18 protein-coding genes are annotated in these 22,250 nt (G+C 36.4%); 15 read left to right on the top strand and 3 right to left on the bottom strand.

Annotation, left to right across the window (positions count from 1 at the left end):
• The first annotated feature begins 205 nt into the window (after positions 1-205).
• The 7 genes from JM83_RS15300 to JM83_RS15270 all read left to right on the top strand — a co-directional run bounded on the left by JM83_RS15300 (position 206) and on the right by JM83_RS15270 (position 7,626).
• Entirely contained in the window at positions 206-1,576 is a 1,371-nt protein-coding gene (locus JM83_RS15300; RefSeq protein WP_144960762.1) for an IS110 family transposase, read from the top strand.
• A gap of 84 nt (positions 1,577-1,660) precedes the next feature.
• A complete protein-coding gene (locus JM83_RS15295) occupies positions 1,661-1,909 on the top strand; it encodes a DUF6364 family protein (protein ID WP_144963007.1) in 249 nt (82 codons plus the stop codon).
• A complete protein-coding gene (locus tag JM83_RS15290; protein WP_144963006.1) occupies positions 1,906-2,319 on the top strand; it encodes a type II toxin-antitoxin system VapC family toxin in 414 nt (137 codons plus the stop codon). Before JM83_RS15295 ends, JM83_RS15290 begins: the two co-directional genes overlap by 4 nt.
• A 286-nt stretch (positions 2,320-2,605) precedes the next feature.
• Entirely contained in the window at positions 2,606-2,857 is a 252-nt protein-coding gene (locus tag JM83_RS15285) for a hypothetical protein (protein ID WP_144963005.1), read from the top strand.
• On the top strand, positions 2,858-3,286 hold the full coding sequence (locus tag JM83_RS15280; RefSeq protein WP_315897864.1) for a DUF6624 domain-containing protein: 429 nt from the start codon (positions 2,858-2,860) through the stop codon (positions 3,284-3,286).
• Between the two features lie 252 nt (positions 3,287-3,538).
• Positions 3,539-5,077 (top strand): IS1182 family transposase, encoded by a 1,539-nt coding sequence (locus tag JM83_RS15275; protein WP_144960757.1) that lies wholly within the window; start codon positions 3,539-3,541, stop codon positions 5,075-5,077.
• A gap of 173 nt (positions 5,078-5,250) precedes the next feature.
• The gene (locus JM83_RS15270; RefSeq protein ID WP_144963003.1) at positions 5,251-7,626 is read left to right on the top strand and encodes an erythromycin esterase family protein; all 2,376 of its coding nucleotides are present in this window, start codon (positions 5,251-5,253) and stop codon (positions 7,624-7,626) included.
• A 124-nt stretch (positions 7,627-7,750) separates the two neighbouring features.
• On the opposite strand, the gene ltrA is transcribed toward JM83_RS15270, so the two are convergent.
• Together ltrA and JM83_RS19570 are read right to left on the bottom strand one after the other, a co-directional pair.
• Positions 7,751-9,010: a group II intron reverse transcriptase/maturase gene (gene ltrA / locus JM83_RS15265; RefSeq protein WP_144960768.1), complete on the bottom strand. Its 1,260-nt coding sequence runs from the start codon at positions 9,008-9,010 to the stop codon at positions 7,751-7,753.
• A gap of 41 nt (positions 9,011-9,051) precedes the next feature.
• Complete coding sequence (locus JM83_RS19570) at positions 9,052-9,177, bottom strand: hypothetical protein (protein WP_261376330.1); 126 nt, start codon at positions 9,175-9,177, stop codon at positions 9,052-9,054.
• 822 nt (positions 9,178-9,999) lie between these two features.
• On the opposite strand from JM83_RS19570, the gene JM83_RS15260 reads away from it, so the two are divergent.
• Both JM83_RS15260 and JM83_RS15255 read left to right on the top strand, forming a co-directional pair.
• Positions 10,000-10,836 carry a CPBP family intramembrane glutamic endopeptidase gene (locus tag JM83_RS15260; RefSeq protein ID WP_144963002.1) on the top strand — a complete coding sequence of 279 codons (837 nt, stop codon included), beginning with the start codon at positions 10,000-10,002 and terminating at the stop codon, positions 10,834-10,836.
• 510 nt (positions 10,837-11,346) lie between these two features.
• Positions 11,347-12,057: a membrane or secreted protein gene (locus JM83_RS15255; RefSeq protein ID WP_144963001.1), complete on the top strand. Its 711-nt coding sequence runs from the start codon at positions 11,347-11,349 to the stop codon at positions 12,055-12,057.
• Positions 12,058-12,345: 288 nt separating this feature from the next.
• On the opposite strand, the gene JM83_RS15250 is transcribed toward JM83_RS15255, so the two are convergent.
• On the bottom strand, positions 12,346-12,540 hold the full coding sequence (locus JM83_RS15250) for a hypothetical protein (protein WP_144963000.1): 195 nt from the start codon (positions 12,538-12,540) through the stop codon (positions 12,346-12,348).
• Between the two features lie 377 nt (positions 12,541-12,917).
• Here JM83_RS15250 and JM83_RS15245 point away from each other — a divergent pair, with 377 nt between their 5' ends.
• The 6 genes from JM83_RS15245 (at position 12,918) to ribB (ending at position 21,947) form a co-directional block, all read left to right on the top strand.
• The gene (locus tag JM83_RS15245; protein WP_144962999.1) at positions 12,918-15,047 is read left to right on the top strand and encodes an ATP-binding protein; all 2,130 of its coding nucleotides are present in this window, start codon (positions 12,918-12,920) and stop codon (positions 15,045-15,047) included.
• Between the two features lie 14 nt (positions 15,048-15,061).
• Positions 15,062-15,910 carry a TorF family putative porin gene (locus JM83_RS15240; protein WP_144962998.1) on the top strand — a complete coding sequence of 283 codons (849 nt, stop codon included), beginning with the start codon at positions 15,062-15,064 and terminating at the stop codon, positions 15,908-15,910.
• Between the two features lie 383 nt (positions 15,911-16,293).
• Complete coding sequence (locus tag JM83_RS15235) at positions 16,294-18,648, top strand: DNA translocase FtsK (RefSeq protein ID WP_144962997.1); 2,355 nt, start codon at positions 16,294-16,296, stop codon at positions 18,646-18,648.
• A gap of 23 nt (positions 18,649-18,671) precedes the next feature.
• Positions 18,672-19,316, top strand: a complete 645-nt coding sequence (locus tag JM83_RS15230) for a LolA family protein (RefSeq protein WP_144962996.1) — start codon at positions 18,672-18,674, stop codon at positions 19,314-19,316.
• 1 nt (position 19,317) lies between these two features.
• Complete coding sequence (locus tag JM83_RS15225) at positions 19,318-20,760, top strand: LptF/LptG family permease (protein ID WP_186435014.1); 1,443 nt, start codon at positions 19,318-19,320, stop codon at positions 20,758-20,760.
• A 38-nt stretch (positions 20,761-20,798) separates the two neighbouring features.
• A complete protein-coding gene (gene ribB / locus JM83_RS15220; RefSeq protein ID WP_144962995.1) occupies positions 20,799-21,947 on the top strand; it encodes a 3,4-dihydroxy-2-butanone-4-phosphate synthase in 1,149 nt (382 codons plus the stop codon).
• The last annotated feature ends 303 nt before the right edge of the window (positions 21,948-22,250 follow it).

Genomic DNA, 22,250 nt, shown 5'->3' with positions numbered 1-22,250 from the left:
TCGGCTCCTTGTTAAGGCCGGTTTCAGCATTGGTGTTTAAAAAGCCCGACCGCAATCAAGGTTTGAATGTAAAAAGTAATAGGTCATCATTACTTGCGTTTGAGTTTAGTGGCGATACTTTCATAGTAATCCCGATTGGAATAATTTCAAAATCAGTAGTTACATTTCTTGGAGCTTATTTTATAATCTTTAAAAACAAACTATTATGAAAAAAAAGCAGATTTCACTAGAAGTGGTCAATCCCAATGCGGCAGGTATTGATATTGGAAGTAGAAGCCATTGGGTTGCTGTTGGCCAAAATGCCCAGGACGTAAAAGAATTTGGTGTTTACAGCCAAGACCATCAAGAGCTTTGTGAGTGGCTCAAAAAGCACAAGGTCACGACCATTGCCATGGAAAGCACTGGAACTTACTGGCAAAATTTATTTTCTTCATTAGTCGTCTTTGGTTTTGATGTCATTTTGGTGAATGGCCGTCAAACAAAAAACATAAAAGGAAAAAAAACAGATATTTTAGATTGCCAATGGATACAAAAACTGCACACTCTAGGATTGCTCAGCAGTAGTTTTTTGCCCGATAGCACAACAGCAGTTATCAGGACCTACTCTCGCCATAGACAAAACATTTTAAAACAATCTGCCAGTGCGATCTTAAAAATGCAAAAATACCTGAGATTGATGAACATGAGACTGGATGTGGTGGTAAAAGACATCGTAGGGCTTACGGGAACAAAAATTATCACGGCATTTATCGGTGGCGAAAAATCAGGAAAAGTATTGGCTCAGAACAGACATTATAATTGCCGAAAATCGGAAGATGAAATTTCCAGAGCATTACAATATAATGGCCGTGAAGATTATTACTTTGCCCTAAAACAAGAATGGGAAACCTATTTGCACCTTCAAAAACAAATAGACCAAGTAGATATTCAAATTAAAAAACACCTCGAAGAAGTCATCAATAATGACGATGATAAAAAACAGCACATTGCAAGTAAAAAACCATACAAAAGAAAAAACAAGAACACCATTAGAAATGCCGATATGAACCAGCTCTCCTATCAGTATTTTGAAGGAGTGGATTTAATGGCAATTGAAGGTGTGAACGACGCAACACTAATGGCCTTTATAAGCGAAATAGGTTTAGAGGGAATCAACAAATTTGAATCAGCAAAGCAATTTACCTCCTGGCTCAGGCTTGCCCCAAACAATAAAATCAGTGGAGGAAGGGTATTGAGCCATCACTTGCCAAAAGGAAGCAATCGTTTAAAAGTAGCCCTCAGGCAAGCCGCAAATACAATTGGAAATTTAAAGGATGGGCATTTATCCGATTTTTTCAGAAGAATAAACTACAAAAAAGGACGGGCAACCGCCATAAGTGCCACAGCACGAAAACTAGCAGTCATTATTTGGAATATGCTCACAAGAGGAATTCCTTATCACCCACCAACAGAATATCTGTTCCTTGACCAAAAAAGAAAACTAAAACTGGTCAATAGAATTAAAAGGAATATTGCTAAATTTGACATTAAACCCGAAGATATCGGATTAACTAAAATACTGAATATCAGTACTTAATATTTGACGTTAGTTGGAAGCAAAATTTAGAAAAATTCGTTTTTTACGTAATTAATTAATATATTTGTACGTAAAACAAATGTGATGGATAAAAAATTGACATTAAGTTTAAATGACAATATTATAGAAACTGCAAAACATTACGCAAAATCTCATAATATTAGCCTATCAAAATTAATCGAATCCTATTTAGGTTCTCTGACTAAAAAAGAAAATAAAAAAGAAACCCAAATAACACCGCTGGTTAAAAGTCTTAGTGGAGTTATTTCAATTGATGATGATTTTGATGTGAAAGATGACTACACTCAATATTTAATGGAAAAATATAAATGAAAAGAATATTGATTGATACAAACATCGTAATAGATCTACTTTCAAAAAGAAAGGAATTTTATGATGATGCTGCAACTTTATTTTCTCTAGCGGATAAAAAAGAACTTAAACTGACAATTTCTTCCTTAACATTTGCAAATACCAATTATATTCTCACGAAATTAAACTCAGCCAAAGAAGCTAGAGAGATTTTGAGAAAATTTAAGGTTCTTGTTGAGTTATTGAGTTTAGATGATAAAATTACAGAATTAGCATTAAGTGATGAAAGTTTTCCAGATTTTGAAGATGGATTACAATACTATTCTGCGATTGAAAATGAAATTGATATTATAATTACACGAAATAAAAAAGATTTTAAAAATTCGAAATTACCAATATTAACAACAAAAGAATATTTAGCTACGATATAATTTTGCCAGTGGCTAACATCGTTTACCAGCAAATAGCGGGCATTCTGGTGAAAAGTGTTATTTTAGAGACCAAGTAAAATAAAATAAAAAAAACCGACAAGAAAGCGTCCCTACTCCACGCTACTTGCATTAAACAAGACCGTCAGACTGTCTAATAACCTACCAAAATACAGAAAGTATTCGGGTAGGTATCTTTAAAAAAAATGAAATACGCCGTTCTACGGTAAGTGAATTTAGTTTTTAGGCAGACTGCCGTTACCTGCAAGCTTTCAACAAAAATTCCAGTATGAAGAATATTTTTTTTGCCCTCTTATTTATAATTCTGACAGTAAGCTATAAAGAAGAAAAAACAAATTCAATAGTCGTAAAAGAAGAAAAGAAGTTCAACCAAGATTTGGCTAATGAATTAGAAGAAATACGTCAAACTGACCAATTTGCAGCTGACATAGCTCGTGATGAATATGAAAATTTATCTGAACAAGAGTGGAAAACAATGCAGGATAGCATTCACCTTGAAAATCAAAAACGCATAAAATAAATTTCTGACCAATATGGTTTCGTAGGATATGATTTGGTGGGAGAACGTGGTTCTCAAAGTTTTTGGTTAGTCGTTCAACACGCTGATAATAATCCAGAATTTCAGAAAAAGGTCTTGGAAAAAATGAAAATCCAAGTTTTAAATGAAAATGCGGATCCAGTTAGTTTCGGACTGTTAACTGATAGAGTAAAATTAAATACCGGACAAAAACAAGTCTATGGAAGTCAGGTTACTTATAATTGGGAAATTTGTCAAGCAATACCGAGGGATTTGGCCGATAGGGAAAATGTTAATAAAAGGAGAAGCGAGATTGGTTTAGAACCTATTGAAGAGTATCTAAACAGATTGTCTGAAATGCATTACAAAATGAATGAAACGATATTTAAAAAAAATGGTTTGAACGGACCTACACTTTATAAAACGGAATAATTTTATAATTTTAGTATAACGCCACCAGGTAACATCGGTTAAGCGCAAATAGCGGTCATTCCAGTGAAAAGTGTTATTTTAGAGACCAAGTAACAAACAACAAAGCCGACAAAGACGTGTCCCTACCCCACGCCACTTGCGTTAAACAAGACCGTCAGACTGTCTAAAAACCCCTTGCTTTCTTAATAACTATGTTGATTTCTTATTTGCTGAGCTGTTTCCTATTGTTAGGCTTAACCGTATCTTTTAGGTATGAAATTCATTATACCCAAAGACCGTAAACAAGCCAGCCTGTTCCCAGTTTCCCTGGATGAAGCCATTGACCAAGAAAACGAAGTCCGAGCCATTGATGTGTTCGTTGATGGCCTCGATCTTGAAAAGATGGGCTTCAAGGTACATTTCCCCGAAGGCGGAAGGCCGGCCTATCATCCAGCAACGCTCCTGAAATTGTTCCTATATGGATATATGAACCGCCTGCGTTCTTCCAGGATCCTCGAGCGCGAGTGCAAACGAAATATGGAGATGATGTGGCTCCTTGGCCAACTTGCCCCCGACCACAACACCATTGCCAATTTCAGAAAAAACAACCCCAAGGCCATCAAACACGTGTTCCGCGCCACGGTGGAACTGGCCATGAACTTCAAACTGATCGGCGGTAGGATCATTGCCGGGGACAGTACCAAACTGCGTGCACAGAACAGTAAAAAGAACAATTTCAACGAAAAGAAGATAAAACGCCACCTGGAATATATCGACAACAAACTCGATCAGTACAACCAGGACCTGGCAAAGGCCGATGGGGAGACTGAAAAACAAGAGGTCCAAAAAGAAATACGAAAGCATGCCCAGCGAAGGGAAAATTATACAAAGCTCAAAAAACAACTGGAGCAGACCGGGGAAGAACAAATTTCAACTTCCGATGGGGAAAGCCGCCATATGGTCCTGCGGGGGAACATTACCGAGGTGGCCTATAACGTACAGTCCACTGTGGACGGCCTGCACTGCATCCCTATTGATTACCAGGTCACCAACCGAAATGACTCCAAGGCCATGGGCGATATGATAAGAAGGTCCAAGGCCATACTCAGGAACAATACCTTTACAGCACTCTTTGACAAAGGCTACCACACAGGATCGGAACTCGAAACCGCTCAAAAGCTCGGTATCAAAACAATGGTGGCCATTCCCGCGCCCGCATCCACGGCACCACACCCGGATTACAACCTACAGAATTTCATTTACGACCAACAACAGGACCAGTATACCTGCCCACAGGGACACGCCCTGAAGACCAACGGCAACTTTTATACAAACCATCAAGGCAAGCCCAACCAAAGTAAGTTCAAACAATACAAAACAAAGGCCTGTAAGGGGTGCCCCGTGCGAGACCTGTGCACCAGGGCAAAAAATGGAAGGCTCCTTGCCCGGAATGTCTTTGCGCCATTCTACGAGGAGAACCGAAAAAACATGGAACAAGAAAAAGAACTCTACCGCCGCAGGCAGGCCATTGTGGAACACCCATTTGGAACCATGAAAAGGCAATGGGGGTTTGACCATATCCTTACCAAAAAAGGAAAGAAAAGGGCCTCTGCAGATGTAGGCTTCATCTTTATTGCCTACAACCTCAAAAGGATCATTAACCTGATAGGCCATAAAGCCCTACAAGAAGGTAGCAATACCTTGTTTGATAAAATTTTGGGCTTAATAGCGCGATTTTACCGCTTTTTAAGAACTAGTTTCCTTTTCCAATATAACGCAAAGTTTTGCTGGCACCATGCCATACAGCCTTAAAAAACGTATTTTAGGACAATAAAACCATTGTCAACCATGTTTTTAGACAGACTGCCGTTGCCCACAAGCAAACTATTAGATAAAATAAAATTTCTAGTCTGAGGCAACCTTTTCTTAATTTATAACGTCTTTATTAAAAAGAAGCATTCAATTTTAAATAAGCCCCATTTACAATGAAATTTTATCATTCCATTTTATTTTTTCTTTCTGTAGTTTATTTACAAGCTCAGGAATTAAAAACCCTTCCGCTATCTGCACCTGAAACTGAGAATCTAGATGATCTTAAATTCTTGGATGAAGAACTGAAAGATAAGCGTTTGGTGTCGCTCGGAGAACTAACGCATATGTATGGGAATATCTTCGAAATGAAAATACGAGTTATAAAGTATTTACATCAAGAATTAGGTTATTCAACCATAGCAATAGAAGCTCCAATCTACGATCTTTACAAGCTTAATTTAAACACCAGATTTGATCCAATCACTTTTAATGAATCCATATTTGGGGTATGGTCTAATTCTTCTGAGTTTCAAGAGCTTGTTTCATATATCGAAAAAAATGATATTAATGTGATTGGGTTTGACTCCCAAGTAATGAATACTGAGTCTTTTCTTACAGACTTATTTGATTACTGTGAAGATAAAAATATAAAGATTCAGTTGGACGAAGAAGATTTTGCCATTGTTACAGAAAACCTTCTCGATAATTATACTTATGAATCATTTGATATAAAGTTCCCTGAATTTGAGAAGGAATTAAAAACAATTCAGAAAAAAATTAATAAACTAAAGGATTCAGAGGAAAATTACTACTGGGCTCAGTTTATGAAAGGACTTTTATCTTCTGCAAGAGATGCATACCACAATGAAAAAGAAATTTTAAGTACCTATTTTGTTGACAAAAGTCTTAATTATAGAGATGAGCAGATGGCTGATAATTTACTAAGTTATATGTCTAGAAATCCTTCAGAGAAAATTATAGCTTGGGCAGACAATATCCATATTATAAATAACATGAAAAGTGAAACAAATTCTATTATGAAGGAGTTTGTGCCGATGGGTTCAATATTAAAAAAACACCTTAAAGATGATGTATATAGTCTTGCAACCGTTCATGCAAATGACTCAATTTTTCAACAAAAAGAATGGCATAAGACACCGATTCAAAAACCCTCATTCGAACATGATTTAGATTCTTTGAATTCACCCTTTCTATTCGTAAGTTCTAACCAAGAAGCAATGAAAACAATTAAATCTCATAGATTATTGAGTTTTATTGACTTTACAGAAAGCAGATTAGATGAGCTTCATGATGGTTACATTTTTATTAAGAATGCAACCATATCCAATTCAAAATTTATTAATAGAATAGAAGAAAAAAAGAGCACGCCCAAAGACACAGTACTAGCAACTATTAAACTAAAAAAAGATCTATTTTTTCTATCTGGAAAAATTATTGATACCCAGACAAACATTTCTATACCGTATGCGAATTTGATCATGAAGAAGGAAGAAATCTATCGAGTTTCAGGTGAAGATGGAGCATTTAACATACCTGTATTAAATAAAGATGTTCTTAATAATTCTTCTATTTCAATTTCTTCTATGGGTTATGAAACTCAAGTAATACCATTAAAAGATTTACCTTCTAAAATCTATTTAAGGCCAAGTATGGATGAGCTTGAGTCGGTTGTTATAATTGCAAATAGAACAGCCAAATCGGTTTTAAAACAAGCAGTTAAGCAATTAGAAAACAACCACCCAATCGTTCCTTTCAATTATTATAGATATTCTAATTATTTACTAAACAAGGATGATGAGTATTTAATTGATCTAGATATAATTACCAAGGAATACGACCAAGGTTATCGCCAACAAAATAGACTGACCCAACGAGTGGAGCAAATTAAATGGAATAAACAATCTAAAAGAACAAATTTAAAATCAGTAAGACGAATATATCAATATCGCCAAAATCCTATAAGATATTCCAACATTTTACATCGTAGAAAATATAAAAAGTTTAATTTGAGTTTCAATAAATCCAATAAACTAGAAGATGAAGGATTATATATAATATCCTTCAATACAGATAGAAATAATTGGAATTATACCAATCGTGGATATCCTACAACTTATTCTGGTAAAGTTTATATAGATAAAGTTGATTTTGCAATTGTAAAAGTTGTAGAAAATTGGGAAACTACTTTAAACAACGATGATATTGAAAAACATTATAGATTGAAGCAATATGAAAACAAAAATCAGTTAGTAATTAAAGAAGAATACATAGCAAATTTTGCTAAAGATAGTGACCAAAAATATTACGCAACCAACTATTTTCAACGCAAATTTATTGAAACCAAAGATTCTGAAAACCTTAGAGAAAATGTAGTTATAGAATTAAAGTCCTCCATATTTGACCTAAAAAAAGAAAATATAGAAATTATAGATTACGATCATTATCAAAATAACGAAGTATTACTTAATCGAGTAAAATTTAATGAAACGTTCTGGAGAACATTTAAAAATGAATTTTATCAGAATTAAATAAAGACTAAAAATAATGATCCTTAGATTTTAAGAGTCGAGTAGGTAAAGGGGAATTGCACCCCTAAACCTCTCTCAGAACCGTACGTGATGCTCTCACATCATACGGCTCTTCTTAACAAGTCTAAGGCGTAAAACCATATTGCCAATGCACAAATAGATTGGGAAACTGCTTGGCAGTCTCCTGTAACCATTTGTAGGCAAAGAACCAATGTTTACGCCTAAATCGCCGATATTTGTTGCGTACCCATTTAGCCAGTCGCATATTCAAAAAGCGGAACACATAATGTAGTTCGCTCATTCGCACCTTGCCGTAATAATGAATCCACCCTCGTACTTTGTTCGCTATAATGCCTGCCAAATCGGGCAGGCGCAAGTGAACCATACGGTGCAGTTTCATCTTGAACAAGGTTTGATTGATTCGCTTTTGACTTTGGCGGCTGATGGCGGGCGTGAAACCCAAATGAAAGTTCCCGTAGTAGCCCTTTACCATTCTTGGTTTGAATGTAAAACCTAAAAAACTGAAGGTTACATAGTGGACCTTGAACGGTGGGTGCTTCTTTTGGTTGCGCTTGCAATAAACAATATTGCTCTTGCCTTTCTTTATCTGCAACTTGCATTGCTCAAATCTGGCTTTTACCGCTTCCAAAGTCCGCAGGGCTTGTTTGAAGTTTGCACAATGGATGATAATATCATCTGCATATCGTTCAAACTTTACTTCGGGATGGTGCTGTTCAATCCATTTGTCAAAAACAACGTCTAGGAAAATGTTTGCCAATAATGGGCTTATAACACCTCCCTGTGGTGTGCCTTTGCTACGGGGATGAACACTCCCATCTTTCTTTTGGACACTGGCTTTTAACCAACGTGTCACGTACAAGTGAATGTGCTTCTCTTTGGTAAAGTGACCCAATGCTTTGAGCATTAAATCGTGGTCTATCTCATCAAAAAAACTCTTGATGTCCAAATCTATTGCCCAATCCATCGCCATACAGTTTTCCCTGCATTGCTTTATGGCTTGGTGCGCCGATTTGTTCGGTCGATAGCCAAAGGAACTTTTGCTGAACCGCTTATCTGCAAGCTGCTCCAGCTCCTCTCTAATTACCATTTGAGCCGTTCGGTCTTGTACCGTCGGGATGCCCAGTTTCCGTATCCTGCCATCTGCTTTGGGTATTTCTACTTCGCGAACGGGCTTGGGAAAGTAACTTCCACTCGCTAACCTGTTCCATACGGGATAAAGGTATTTCATAGGGCGAGCGGACACTTCGGAAATCGATACTTTATCGACACCCGATGCACCCTTGTTACTGCGTACCTTCTTAAAGGCTTCCATTACCTGTCGCTTATCTATCGGTTGCGACTTTTGTTTCTCTTTGAAAATCATCCTAATCTACATTAGTTGTAATACAAGTTAAAACTGTTAAGTCAGCCCCTTCGCTCCCATCCCATTACAGGATGCTCATCGCTACTACGGGATAATCCGTCACTAATGGCACGTATGGCTAATTTCTTCCTTGCCCTTCGGGGTTGTGGAATTTTCGCACCTGCCATTAGCTTCTCCTGTTCCGTAATTGAGCCGTAAGTAAAGCTCCTGCCCTCTTTATGCCGATTGCCACTTGACCAGTAAATAGGTTACTCCCGTCAAGTCCTGTCTCTCGGGACCGCCCATCCCTCGATTTTGACAATACTAAAGTTGTTTACGACACTTCTACAAGGGTTCACTCACATCTCGTTCAGCTTCTTTACCCCCACCATAGCAAACTACATTACCCTACAAGTGGCAGTAGCGCCTTTGACCTTATCGCTCAAGACCAACCCGTGAAAGGTAAGCCCCATAAGGCGGTTTGACCGGTATGCCTAAACATCCCAGCCGAGAGACCAATCCCCAAAATCTTCTTGCGTGTTTCCACCCGAAACAAATGCCGGGGTCGTTTCCAGAAAATTATGAGACTCTCATCTCAATTACAGTTTTGTTGCTCCTCAATTTTACTTAAATTGTATCCCGAAGCAACACAGGACACACAACCTCTCTACAACATCGTTTAACAGCAAATAGCGGGCATTCTGCTGAAAAGTGTTATTTTAGAGACCAAGTAAAAAGCAACAAAGCCGACAAATTCGCGTCCTTACTCCACGCCACTTGCGTTAAACAAGACCGTTGTAATGCATTAAACAAAAAAACTTAATAGCTATGAAAAATTTAATAAAATCATATCCAATTAAGCTATTTAATTCTCACATTTAGTATCAGCTGGTTTTGTTGGTTTTTTCCTATGATTTTTGACATTTTAAAAGATATGTTTTTTGGTATTATTTTAGTTGGCTTACTTGGACCTCCCATCTCCTCCTTTATAGCATTACACAGTATCTCCCGTGCAAAAATTAAAATTAATTCTAAAAGATTATTTTGGTTTTTTCATTCTAACGGTTAGCCTGCTAATTTGGAAATTTAATATCGTGGGAAATGGTGGAAATGATTTCAACGGCTTCTACCCAAAATTAAGCGATTTCGGTTTTCTCGGCATACTATTGCCACTATTGTGCTGTCTGTTTTTAGCGCTCAATGCCAGTAATGCGCTTAATAAAAATTTTAAAGAAAATTACATAAAAATATTACTTTTCGAAAAAGCGAAAATCAAATGGTATGTTATTGCTCTCTTATTTTTTCCGCTCTTATATAGTTCAAGTTTTATCATTGGAAAATTACTGGAATTTGAAACAACAGAAAACTTATTCACTTTTAATATTACCATGGTTAATAGTTTCCTATTAGTCTTATTAGTTGCGGGTGGTTCCGCAGAATTTGGCTGGAGAGGTTTTTTACAAAAGGAACTTCAAAAAAAATATAACCCACTATTGACCGCATCGGAAATTGCCTTTTTTTGGGCTCTTTGGAATTTACCTTTGCATTATAATGGTATATATTCTACTGAAGGCTTCTTCCATTTCTTGCCCAGATTTATAACTACGTTCCAACTGTCTATCTTGTTCACGTGGTTATATAACAAATATGGATTTTCCATTTTGGCGGCTATGATTTTATACAGTATGACATATACTGCCCTTGATACTATCGGAAGGTCACATATACCTGTAATCGTATTAGGAATTCTGATGATGTTCATTTTCATATTTGATAATAAAATGTGGAAACGAAAAAATTATGCTGATGAAATTTATTCGAATGATTTCAAAAAGTCGAGTAGGTAAAGGGGATTTCACCCCTAGACCTCTCACATTTCAGGATGAAAAAATTCCTGTTCAGGTTTATGATATTACCAAGCAATTGGGCAACAGCGAGCCGACAAAGAATATTGCCCGTCTATGGCCCCATACATTATAAAACCAAGTACAACAAACCACGTTCAACAAATTTAAAAAACAAAAAAAACCTAAGGACCAAGGGATCCCTATGTCTAAAAAGTTAAAAACAGGGACTCTGAACAGTTGAAGGCCAAAATCTTTTAATTGAAAATCAAGATTCCTACATGAAAAAGATCAAACTGGCAATCACAAAAATGAAATCCAACAAAATCCCAACAAAATAAACGCGATTATTCAAGACCTACGGATTTTAGGGGCTATCGGAAGACACAAAAGAAAAGGCCCTTTTTTCAAAATATTTTGTAGCAAAGCTGAAAACCAGTTTTGTTTGTAAAAATTTCTTATTTTAGAGTAACAAAATAAATTGTTTCTTGTTAACCATAAAAGTATCAACTCATGAAAAAAATCATAATTTTACTCGTTTTCATTTTCTTTTCATTAGGAATTAGCGCCCAAAATTCTATTGGAGCTTGGGAAAGGGTTCATATTTTGGAAAATGGTGAAAAAGTTAAAAGTGTCGTAATTATTTCTGAAGGATATCAGGTAATGAGCACTTTCAAAAATAACACAGGGGAATTTGTAAGCACTAACGGTGGGACATGGAGATTGATTGATGATACAATCACTGAAATTGTGGAATTCGATACAAGTAATCCTGAGAGGGTTGGAATGGAAGTGAACTTTAAGGTTTTTATAACCGACTCTCTTATGCGAATGGAAGATGGGAATATAGTTTTTAATAGAATAGATCACGGAGATCCTGGAAAATTACAAGGCGCTTGGTTAATGTCTGGTAGGATAAAAGATGGGGAAACGCAATTTCGAGATACGAGCGGGCCAAGAAAAACAATGAAAATTTTATCGGGGACTCGTTTTCAATGGATCGCCTATAACACGGAGACCAAACAGTTTATGGGAACCGGCGGGGGAACATACACTACGGTCGATGGAGAATATACTGAAAATATAGAATTCTTTTCTAGGGATAATTCTAGAGCGGGCTCCATCTTAAAGTTCAATTATAATTTAATAGATGGAAATTGGCATCACTCGGGTTTATCAAGTAAAGGAGATCCAATCCATGAAATATGGAGTCTCAGGGAATAATAATGTTGTTTTTAAGCAAAAAAACCGTAATAAAACAAACCCTTTTACTCCTAAACTCAAGGAAATTTTAACCAAGAACTCAATTAAAATGGGGTGGAATCCAGTTTGGATTTTAAGATTTGAAGGTTAAAAAGTAGAAGCTAGTTTGACTAAAATGTATTTAGAAAAATATGTAGTGTTACCAGGTCTTGCAAACAAGATTTAAAACAAAAACGGTTTAGGCACGTGCCTACACCGTTTTTGTATATGTTTAATATTATTTTACAACTATTTAGTATAGGGTATTCTTCAAGACACTTTTCTCATTAAAATATTAATAAGGTCCTGAGCATCTGAACCTAAAGTACCTTTTATTTTTTTATTGTAGTTTACTACCAATTCATTATCTGATGTATTAGTGAAATCCATGTTCATGGTAGCAGCACTAGTAGCAAACATCCCTCCCATAAACACTGCGAGCCCTATCGCCGCGGCATTGGACATTGGTTTTGAAGTTTCAAAATTTCTGGTTGTTATAGTTTCAGCCCCAAGGATTCCATAAGATATCAGAACAGATTTTTAATGATTCCAGACATCCGAATATTTATCTGGACAGAAAACCTGCTCATCTGGTCTTGGCAGATCAACCCTGAACAAGATATTAAACTAGGGAGTTTTGTTAAATGTTCTTAATTACAAATAAATTCCACAGGTATGCATCAAAAATTAACATTTATTTAATTATATTGACACAAATATAAATTTATTAACACCTGTTTGAACTATATGTATTAAAAATTCAATACATTGCTTCAACCTCTTGTGAGATTTGTTATATGAATCATTATAAAGGTTGCCCCAAACCCAATTTACCCTAGCCTATGCGAAAAAAGAATATTTCTTTTAGCACCTATAAAAAGCTTATTGTTTTAACTGTAATACTAACCGGTCTATTTTCGGTTTTATTCATTTCCCTTTATTACTATATAAATAGGCATGAATCCCAAGTTAACAATGATGCCAAAGAACAATTGGACAATCAAGTTAATATCCTTTTTGAACTTAAATCGGAACCCTTGCTTTCCACCATCATGGATTACACTTTTTGGGATGATTTTGTTGATTTTTTCAATAATCCAGATGCAGAATGGTTTGATGGATCTGTGGCTACGGTAATTGATTTTTATGATATAGATTATGTGGCAGTATATAACTTAGATAAGGAATTGATTAGAAGCCAATCTACCAGTAATATCGCTTCAGAAAACTATATTCCCCCATCTGTATTTCCATTAATTAATAAAAATAGATTCCTGAAATTCTTTATACTGCTTCCCGAAGGAGTGATGGAAGTTATGGGGGCCACGGTACATCCTTCCAACGATCCTGAAAAAACAAAAACTGAACCTTCCGGTTACTTCGTAATTAGCCGACTTTTGGATAAGGAATACCTTAAAAATTTAGAGCAAATTAGCGGTGCAACCGTATATTTATCACAAAACGACCCCGCTACCAACAAGGTTGGCCACCATGAGGCAATTACTGCTACGATCCCTTTATTTAATTGGGACCATAAACAAATTACAAGAATTGTTTTTTCGAGGCCAATCAATATCCATTCTGATATCATCAAGAACATATTATATCTTACTATTATCATATTTTTTGTCAACCTCTTAGTAATCCTATTCTTTTTTAAAAAATGGATATATAAACCCTTGTCTTTAATAAAAAGAATTCTCGGAAAAAAAGATAAAAAAGCACTTAAAGAGTTAAAGAAAATACCTGGGGAATTTGGCCATATTGGGGAGTTATTTGATAAAAACAATAAACAAAATGAAGCGCTTATAAAAGCGAAGAACAAAGCTGAGGAGGGGGACAGATTAAAAATGGCATTTTTAACCAACCTGTCCCACGAAATTAGAACTCCAATGAATGCGGTTTTAGGCTTTTCAGATTTGCTTAAAGACCCTGGTATATCTAAAAAAGAGCGCTTGGATTATATAGAAATCATAGGAAAGAGCGGGGAAAATCTAGTGCTAATTATAGACGATCTTATAGAAATGTCTAAAATTGATTCAGACCAAATAGCACCTAATTATGCTCCCGTAAATTTACAAGATACTCTTAGGGAAATTTATGATTCGGTAAAAATCACCATCGACAAAAACAAGCAGGTTGATTTTCAACTGGACCTTCCCAAAATCCCGTTTGAAAAAGAGGTGATGGTGGATATTACAAAGCTTAAACAGATTATCACCAATTTGCTTACCAATGCTATAAAATTTACAGATCATGGTTTTATAAAGTTTGGCTATACGGTTGATACTTTAAAAAATAAACTGGTTTTTACCGTAGAAGATTCAGGGCAAGGAATTCATCAAGACGATCAGAAGTTGATTTTTGATCGGTTCAGCAAGTTAGAACATAAATCTTCAGAATTTAAAAGCGGATTGGGATTGGGATTGGCCATTTCCAAAGCCTATGTGGAGATGATGGGGGGAGATTTGAGTTTACAATCCGAATTTAAAAAAGGATCCACTTTCACCTTTACATTACCGCTGCGGTTTGACAAATTAAATGGAAATGTCCCTGAAATATCCCATGTTAATTTTGTTGAAAGCAATAAAAAATCAATTGGTTCAATTCTAGTGGCTGAAGATGACAATATCAATTTTTTATTGGTTAATAAACTTATAAAATCCAAAAACCACAATGTTATTCGAGCAGCAAATGGCCTTGAGGCAGTAGAGATATGCTTGAACACACCGGAAATCGATATGGTTTTGATGGATATAAAAATGCCCGGGATGAACGGTTTTGAAGCCACAAAAAAAATTAAAACAAGTAGACCAGACTTGCCCATAATAGCCCATACTGCGTTTGTTTCTGAAGAAATAAAGGCAGAAATCAAAGAAGCAGGTTTTTATGGATATCTTAAAAAACCTTTACAAAAAGAACTCCTGTTTAATATTATAAATGAAATTTTATTGCGCATCCCCAAAAATTAAGCCCACAAATCCCTATGAAAAACACCCTGCTATTTCTAGTTACATTTAATTTTATTGAATTACTAAATGCACAAAAGCAAGAGAGTGCTATAGACACCAATAAAGTTGAAAGACAATCAAGTTTTAGCGCTCAAATAGATATCCTCAATCAATACATTTGGAGGGGGCAATCCTATGGTGGCAAGTATGTTGCTGTTCAACCTGGAGTCACTTATACAATTACCGAAAACTTGAGCATTGGAGCTTGGGCAACCACCAATTTTCAAGGTCCCTATTACGAGACTGACGAACTAACCCCACGTGCCTATCAAGAGTTTGATCTAGGAATTAGTTACGCACTAAATAATTTTATTTCTATTGAGTTTTGGGATTATTACTATCCTTCCATAGAAAAATTTGAAGGGGAAAACACCAATTTCTTTAATTTTCGTGACGATGCTGTACAAACGATCGATGCTATTTTAGTGCTGGATTTTTCTGAAATCTGGCTACCATTGGAAGCCTCCATTAGCACTTTCGTTGCCGGGAACGACTATAGATATAATGCCAATGAGGAAAATCCGAAACAAAACTTTACAACCTATGTAGAGCTAAACTATTATTTTGAGGATGTGCTGGCAGAAATTGAAGTAAACCCTTTTGCAGGAGCCGTTCTCAACAATAAAGCTGAATATTATGAATATGCAGATTTCGATAAGGTTTCTTTTATTAACCTAGGAGTCGCACTAGCAAGGGAATTCAATTTAAACAATGATTTCAACGTTCCACTCAATTTAAAATATATCTATAATGCAGCATCAGAAAACACTGAAATATTTGGGCGAAATTTTGTAGTAGCCGGAATTTCTTTAGTCTATAACTAATTTCCTGTTTGTCCAGTTTCGTGTCAGCAATTATTTTAACCAGCTATATTCCGCTTTTTCGTTAATCTGTCCCGATAACTACTTGGTTTAGTACAAGAAAATAAATAGGACCATTGATCACACATTCCCGAAACGTTGATTTCGAAAATTCCGAAAAATTATTTGTGAATTCGTGACAATGTGCCCAAAATCAATAAAACCGCGAATACTATTTACATGCTAACCTATTAGCTTATAGAATATGGCTTTCCACATTTTAAAGAATAAAATCCTTAGATTTGATTTTATAAAAGTTAAAATGCCTAATTGTTAATATTGAAATCCGATTCTTTATATTAGACACTTGCTAATTTGTATTTTTGCACAAACTCCCTTGAGAATTTATGGCCAAGAAAAAAGCCTCGACCAGAAAAACTAAAAATACGAAGATCAAAAAGCCTGGATTTAAATTTTCCAGGCAACAAAAAGTGGTTTTGGGCAGCTTTCTAATGCTATTGGGAATTGCCCTACTTATTGCGTTTATTTCCTTTTTATTTAATTGGCAGGCAGATCAAAGTACACTTCAGGATTTTAGCAATCGGGAGCTGGTAGCTAAAAATTGGATGAGCAAGTTTGGTGCAAGCATCAGTGATTTCTTTATTTTTAATGGTTTTGGACTTGCAGCATTTATACTAGCTGGTTTGGTAACACTTACCGGGGTTTATCTTTTCTTTGATTTTAAACTGAAAAATCTTTTTAAGTTTTGGTTTTGGGGATTGTTAATGATGATCTGGTGGGCAGTATTTTTCGGTTTTTTTGCTGAAAAGAACGCCATGTTGGGCGGCCGGGTTGGGTTTGAAATCAATGACTACCTACAAGATTATATAGGTTTAATAGGAACCTCCCTCTTGCTAACATTTATACTAATTGCTTATTTGGTTTTTAGGTTAAAGATTACTCCTGAATTAATAGCTTCATTCGTAAATTCGAAAAAGCAAGAAATAAAAGAAGATTTTGAAACTTCAGGTACTCCTATAAATAAGACACACGAGGAAGAAGATTGGATATCCAAAGTGATTCCGAAAAATGAAACTTCAACTATACAAGATAAATCCACTCCTACCCCATTAACTATCAATACTCCTCCTGCTTCCAAAAAAGTTGCTATAGATGAAGACGTGCAAATGGAAATTGAAACAGTGGAGGAGGAAGAAGTTGAAGACACGCTAAGCAGTAAATTGGTTAAAGATTTTGGGGAATTCGATCCAACTTTAGAGCTTAAAAATTACAAATGGCCTACCATAGATTTACTGAAAGATTACAATGCCGGAGGTGGTGGGATCACCGTAGATCAGGAAGAGCTGGAAGCTAATAAAAACACCATTGTTTCTACGCTTAAGAATTACAAGATCGAGATAGCCCACATAAAAGCAACGGTAGGGCCAACGGTTACCTTATACGAAATAGTTCCCGAAGCGGGAATTCGTATCTCCAAGATCAAAAACCTGGAAGATGATATTGCACTTTCCCTTGCGGCCCTCGGAATTCGAATTATCGCACCTATTCCAGGAAAAGGAACCATTGGTATTGAAGTACCAAATAAAAATGCCACGATTGTTTCAATGCGCTCTGTGATCGCTTCCCCTAAATTCCAAAATGCCGAAATGGAACTGCCAATGGCATTGGGAAAATCCATTTCCAATGAAACCTTTGTGGTGGATCTTGCCAAAATGCCCCACTTATTGATGGCTGGAGCCACGGGGCAAGGAAAATCTGTTGGGCTGAACGCTATTTTAACCTCCCTGCTCTACTGCAAGCATCCGGCAGAAGTGAAGTTTGTCTTGGTAGATCCAAAGAAAGTAGAACTTACCCTCTTCAATAAAATTGAACGTCATTACCTTGCAAAGCTCCCGGGATCGGAAGATGCCATTATCACAGATAATTCCAAGGTAATTGCTACGCTTAATTCGTTATGTATAGAAATGGACGATCGTTACAATCTTCTAAAAGATGCGATGGTCCGAAATATCAAAGAATACAACGTAAAATTCAAGTCACGAAAACTAAACCCGGAGAACGGACATAAATTTCTTCCATATATCGTCCTGGTTATCGATGAATTCGCCGATCTTATTATGACAGCGGGAAAAGAAGTGGAAACGCCTATCGCCAGGTTAGCACAATTGGCCCGTGCCATTGGGATCCACTTGATTATCGCTACCCAGCGACCTTCTGTAAACGTTATCACAGGGATTATAAAAGCCAATTTCCCAGCTAGAATTGCATTTAGGGTAACTTCTAAAATAGATTCCAGAACTATTTTGGATAGTCAAGGAGCCGATCAGTTAATTGGTCGGGGAGATATGTTGTTTACACAAGGGAATGATCTGGTTCGTATTCAATGTGCTTTTGTGGATACTCCAGAAGTTGATAAAATCACAGAATTTATTGGTTCTCAAAAAGCCTATCCCGATGCCCATTTACTCCCGGAATATGAGGATGCAGAGAGTGGCACAGGACTTGATATAGATGTAAGCGAGCGAGATAAATTGTTCCGGGAAGCCGCAGAAGTTATAGTAATTGCGCAACAAGGTTCTGCTTCTTTATTACAACGAAAATTGAAGCTGGGCTATAACCGTGCAGGAAGAATTATAGATCAATTAGAAGCTGCCGGGGTTGTAGGCCCTTTTGAAGGAAGTAAAGCCCGCCAGGTTTTGGTGACAGATCTCGTCTCTTTAGACCAACTATTAAACGATTGAGACACAACATTAAAAAATTAAAAATGAAAAGATTAAGTATTGTAATGATTGCCTTGTTCAGCGTTTTCGCTATGAATGCACAGGAATCTGCAAAAGCAAAAAAATTATTGAGCGAAGTATCCTCTAAGGTAAAAGCCTATGACAACATGGTGATCGACTTTAAATATTCTTTAGAAAATACCGCAGAGAGCGTAAGTCAAGAAACCCGGGGTGATGTTAGTATTAATGGCAATAAGTATGTTTTGAATTTAATGGGGACCACCCAATTATTCGATGGCAAGAAAATTTACACCATTATCCCAGAAGATCAAGAAATCAACATTTCGAATTACGTGGAGGAAGATGACAATAACATTACGCCTTCTAAAATGTTCTCTTTTTACGAAGAAGGGTATACTTACAAATGGGATATTACCCAAGATGTGAAAGGTAGGCAAATCCAATATGTTAAGTTAACCCCAATGGACAGCAAGGCCGATGTGAAGAACATTTTACTGGGTATAGATAGTCAAACCAAGCATATCTATAATTTAATTCAAACGCAGGATAACGGAACAAAGATCACCATTACAGTAAAAAGTTTCAAAACCAATCAGCCCTTGGCAAAAGGCTTGTTCACTTTTAATGAAGGACGATATAAAGATTTTTATATCAATAGATTAGATTAAGTTGAAAATACTGGACCGGTACATATTGGTAAGTTACCTAAAAACATTTTTTGTTGTTTTTATCATTCTAATGTTCATTTTTGTGCTTCAAACCATTTGGTTGTACATAGGTGAACTCGCCGGAAAAGATTTGGACGCAGGAATTATTCTAAAATTCCTGCTTTATTTTTCCCCAAAACTAGTGCCCTTGGTGCTACCGCTTACCATTTTGCTTACTTCCATTATGACCTTTGGAAGTTTTGCTGAAAATTATGAATTTGCCGCCATGAAATCTTCAGGGATCTCCCTGCAAAGAGCGATGAAAGGTCTTACCGTTTTTATTGTTTTTATAAGCTTTGTTGCGTTCTTCTTTTCCAACAATGTAATTCCTGCTGCCGAATTTAAATCCATCAATCTTAGAAAAAATATTGCGCAGTTAAAGCCAACAATGGCAATTTCTGAAGGGGTTTTTAACGACATTCAAGATTTTAACATCAAGGTAGATGAAAAAACCGGTGACAACGACCAGTATCTAAAGAATGTAATTATCCATCAAAAATCTGCAAGAGGTGGAAATCTCACAGTTATAAAAGCTACTGAAGGAGAATTGGTAGGAAGCACAAATTCTGAAGTGCTCTCCCTTATTTTAAAAGACGGCAATTATTATGATGAAATTCCGCAGAAGGATCCTTCTAAACGGAAGAACAAACCTTTCGCTAAAAGTTATTTCAAGGAATATATAATCAATATAGATCTTTCCAATTTCAATGATGTAGATCTGGATGATGAGAACTACAGAAACTCCCAAAATATGCTGAAGATCGGAGAGCTTTCACAGAGTATAGATTCCTTCTCCACTTCCTACAATCAAGAATTGAATAAGTTTGCCGAGGTTATTTATAGCCGAACTGGTGCAACCTATTTTGCATCCAATTACAAGGCTAAAGATTCCATTGCCAATTTTGATGACTCCATCCTCGAATTATACAATAACAAGAACGCATTGCAAATAGTAGATCTTTCTCTAGGATCTGTGAATGCAGCCCTCTCCAATGTTACCATTAAAAAACAGGAATTCAAGAACAGCACAAGACAACTCAATAAATTTGAGATCGCCCTGCACGAAAAATATGTACTGGGGGTAGCATGTATTGTCTTGTTCTTTGTTGGTGCCCCACTAGGTGCAATAATAAGAAAAGGTGGGATGGGACTGCCAATGGTAGTTGCCATTTTAATTTTCCTTACCTATCACTTTATCGGAATTTTTGCTAAAAACAGCGCGGAAGATGGAAGTATGAGTCCGTTTCTGGCTTCATGGCTTTCAACCTTAATCATGTTGCCATTAGGGATCTTTTTCACATATAGGGCAACTACAGATCAAGGTCTTTTAGCATTTGGCAACTTCACGGCTCCACTTAATCGACTTATTAAAAAACTCTTCAGGAGTAAGACGGAAACAAAATAGATTAAATATCTTTGCAGCCTGAACAAGAAACCAATATTATGCCGCAAGCAATCCAAAACGAACACCAATTAAAATTACATTCTATCCAAGAAGCCATAGATGACATCCGGGCGGGCAAGGTTATTATTGTTGTAGATGATATAGATAGGGAGAATGAAGGGGATTTTCTTGCCGCAACAGAAGCTGTAACGCCAGAAATGATCAATTTTATGGCCACTCATGGTCGCGGGCTTATTTGTGCTCCCATTACTGAAGAGCATTGTAAGGAATTGAAGTTGGATATGATGGTTGGGAATAATACCGACCCCTTGGAAACTGCATTTACCATTTCCGTAGATCTTAAAGGAAATGGAGTGACCACGGGAATATCTGCATCCGATAGGGCAAAAACTATTAAAGCATTGATAGATCCAGCTACCAAACCTATCGATCTTAGTAGGCCTGGACACGTTTTCCCTTTAAAAGCTAAAGAAGGTGGCGTATTAAGAAGGACGGGGCATACCGAAGCCGCTATAGATTTTGCTAGGTTAGCAGGATTTCAGCCGGCAGGAGTGATCGTGGAAATCATGAATGAAGATGGTACTATGGCTAGATTGCCCCAACTTATTGAGGTTGCCAATAAATTTGATCTTAAACTGGTTTCCATCGAGGACCTTGTGGCCTATAGGATGCAACATGATTCCTTGATAGAAAAAAAAGAGGATTTTGATATCCAGACCCGTTTTGGAACTTTTAGGTTAAGGGCCTATAAACAAACCACAAATAATCAAGTACATATTGCGCTTACCAAAGGAGTTTGGAAAACCAATGAAGAAATTTTGGTACGTGTTAACTCTACGCTAATCAATAACGACATTTTAGGCACGCTTACCAATAATGCCGATAAGAAATTGGACGATATGTTCAAGGCGGTAAATGATGAGGGGCGCGGGGCCATTGTATTTATTAATCCTGCAAACCAATCACTTAATTTATTAAATAGGCTTTCAGAGTTAAAAGACCGTCAGAAAAAAGGAGAGGTTAAAGCCCCACCGATTAAAATGGACTATAAAGATTTTGGTATAGGGGCACAAATTTTGCACGATCTGGAGATCCATAAAATCAAATTATTATCCAACTCCCAACAAACAAAACGTGTGGGGATGATAGGCTATGGATTGGAGATCATGGAATATGTAACTTATTGAATAGTTTCTTTACTGTTTAATAGAATTTCAGGAGAATCGGATTCGGGCAATGGTTTGACGCAGGTATGGTTTTTAAGAATATGTTTCTGATACTATTTTTGGCTGTTAGAACTCATTTTAAAAATAACAATAAAGGCCAGTAGATAGCTGCATAGGGTTTTTATCGTTTATTTTATTGGTTTTCAAAAAGTTATAATATCTCGCTTTGTCTGTTCGAGATCCGTGATAAAAAAATTATCCAGCGTAGGAAATTGACTTGTTTTTATATAAGCTGATGGGATGCTGAAACAAGTTCAGCATGAC

The sequence above is a fragment of the Gillisia sp. Hel_I_86 genome (genome assembly GCF_007827275.1).
GTDB lineage: Bacteria > Bacteroidota > Bacteroidia > Flavobacteriales > Flavobacteriaceae > Gillisia.
The sequence above is the reverse complement of the archived record's forward strand: the minus strand, read 5'-3'. Positions and strand labels throughout refer to the sequence as shown.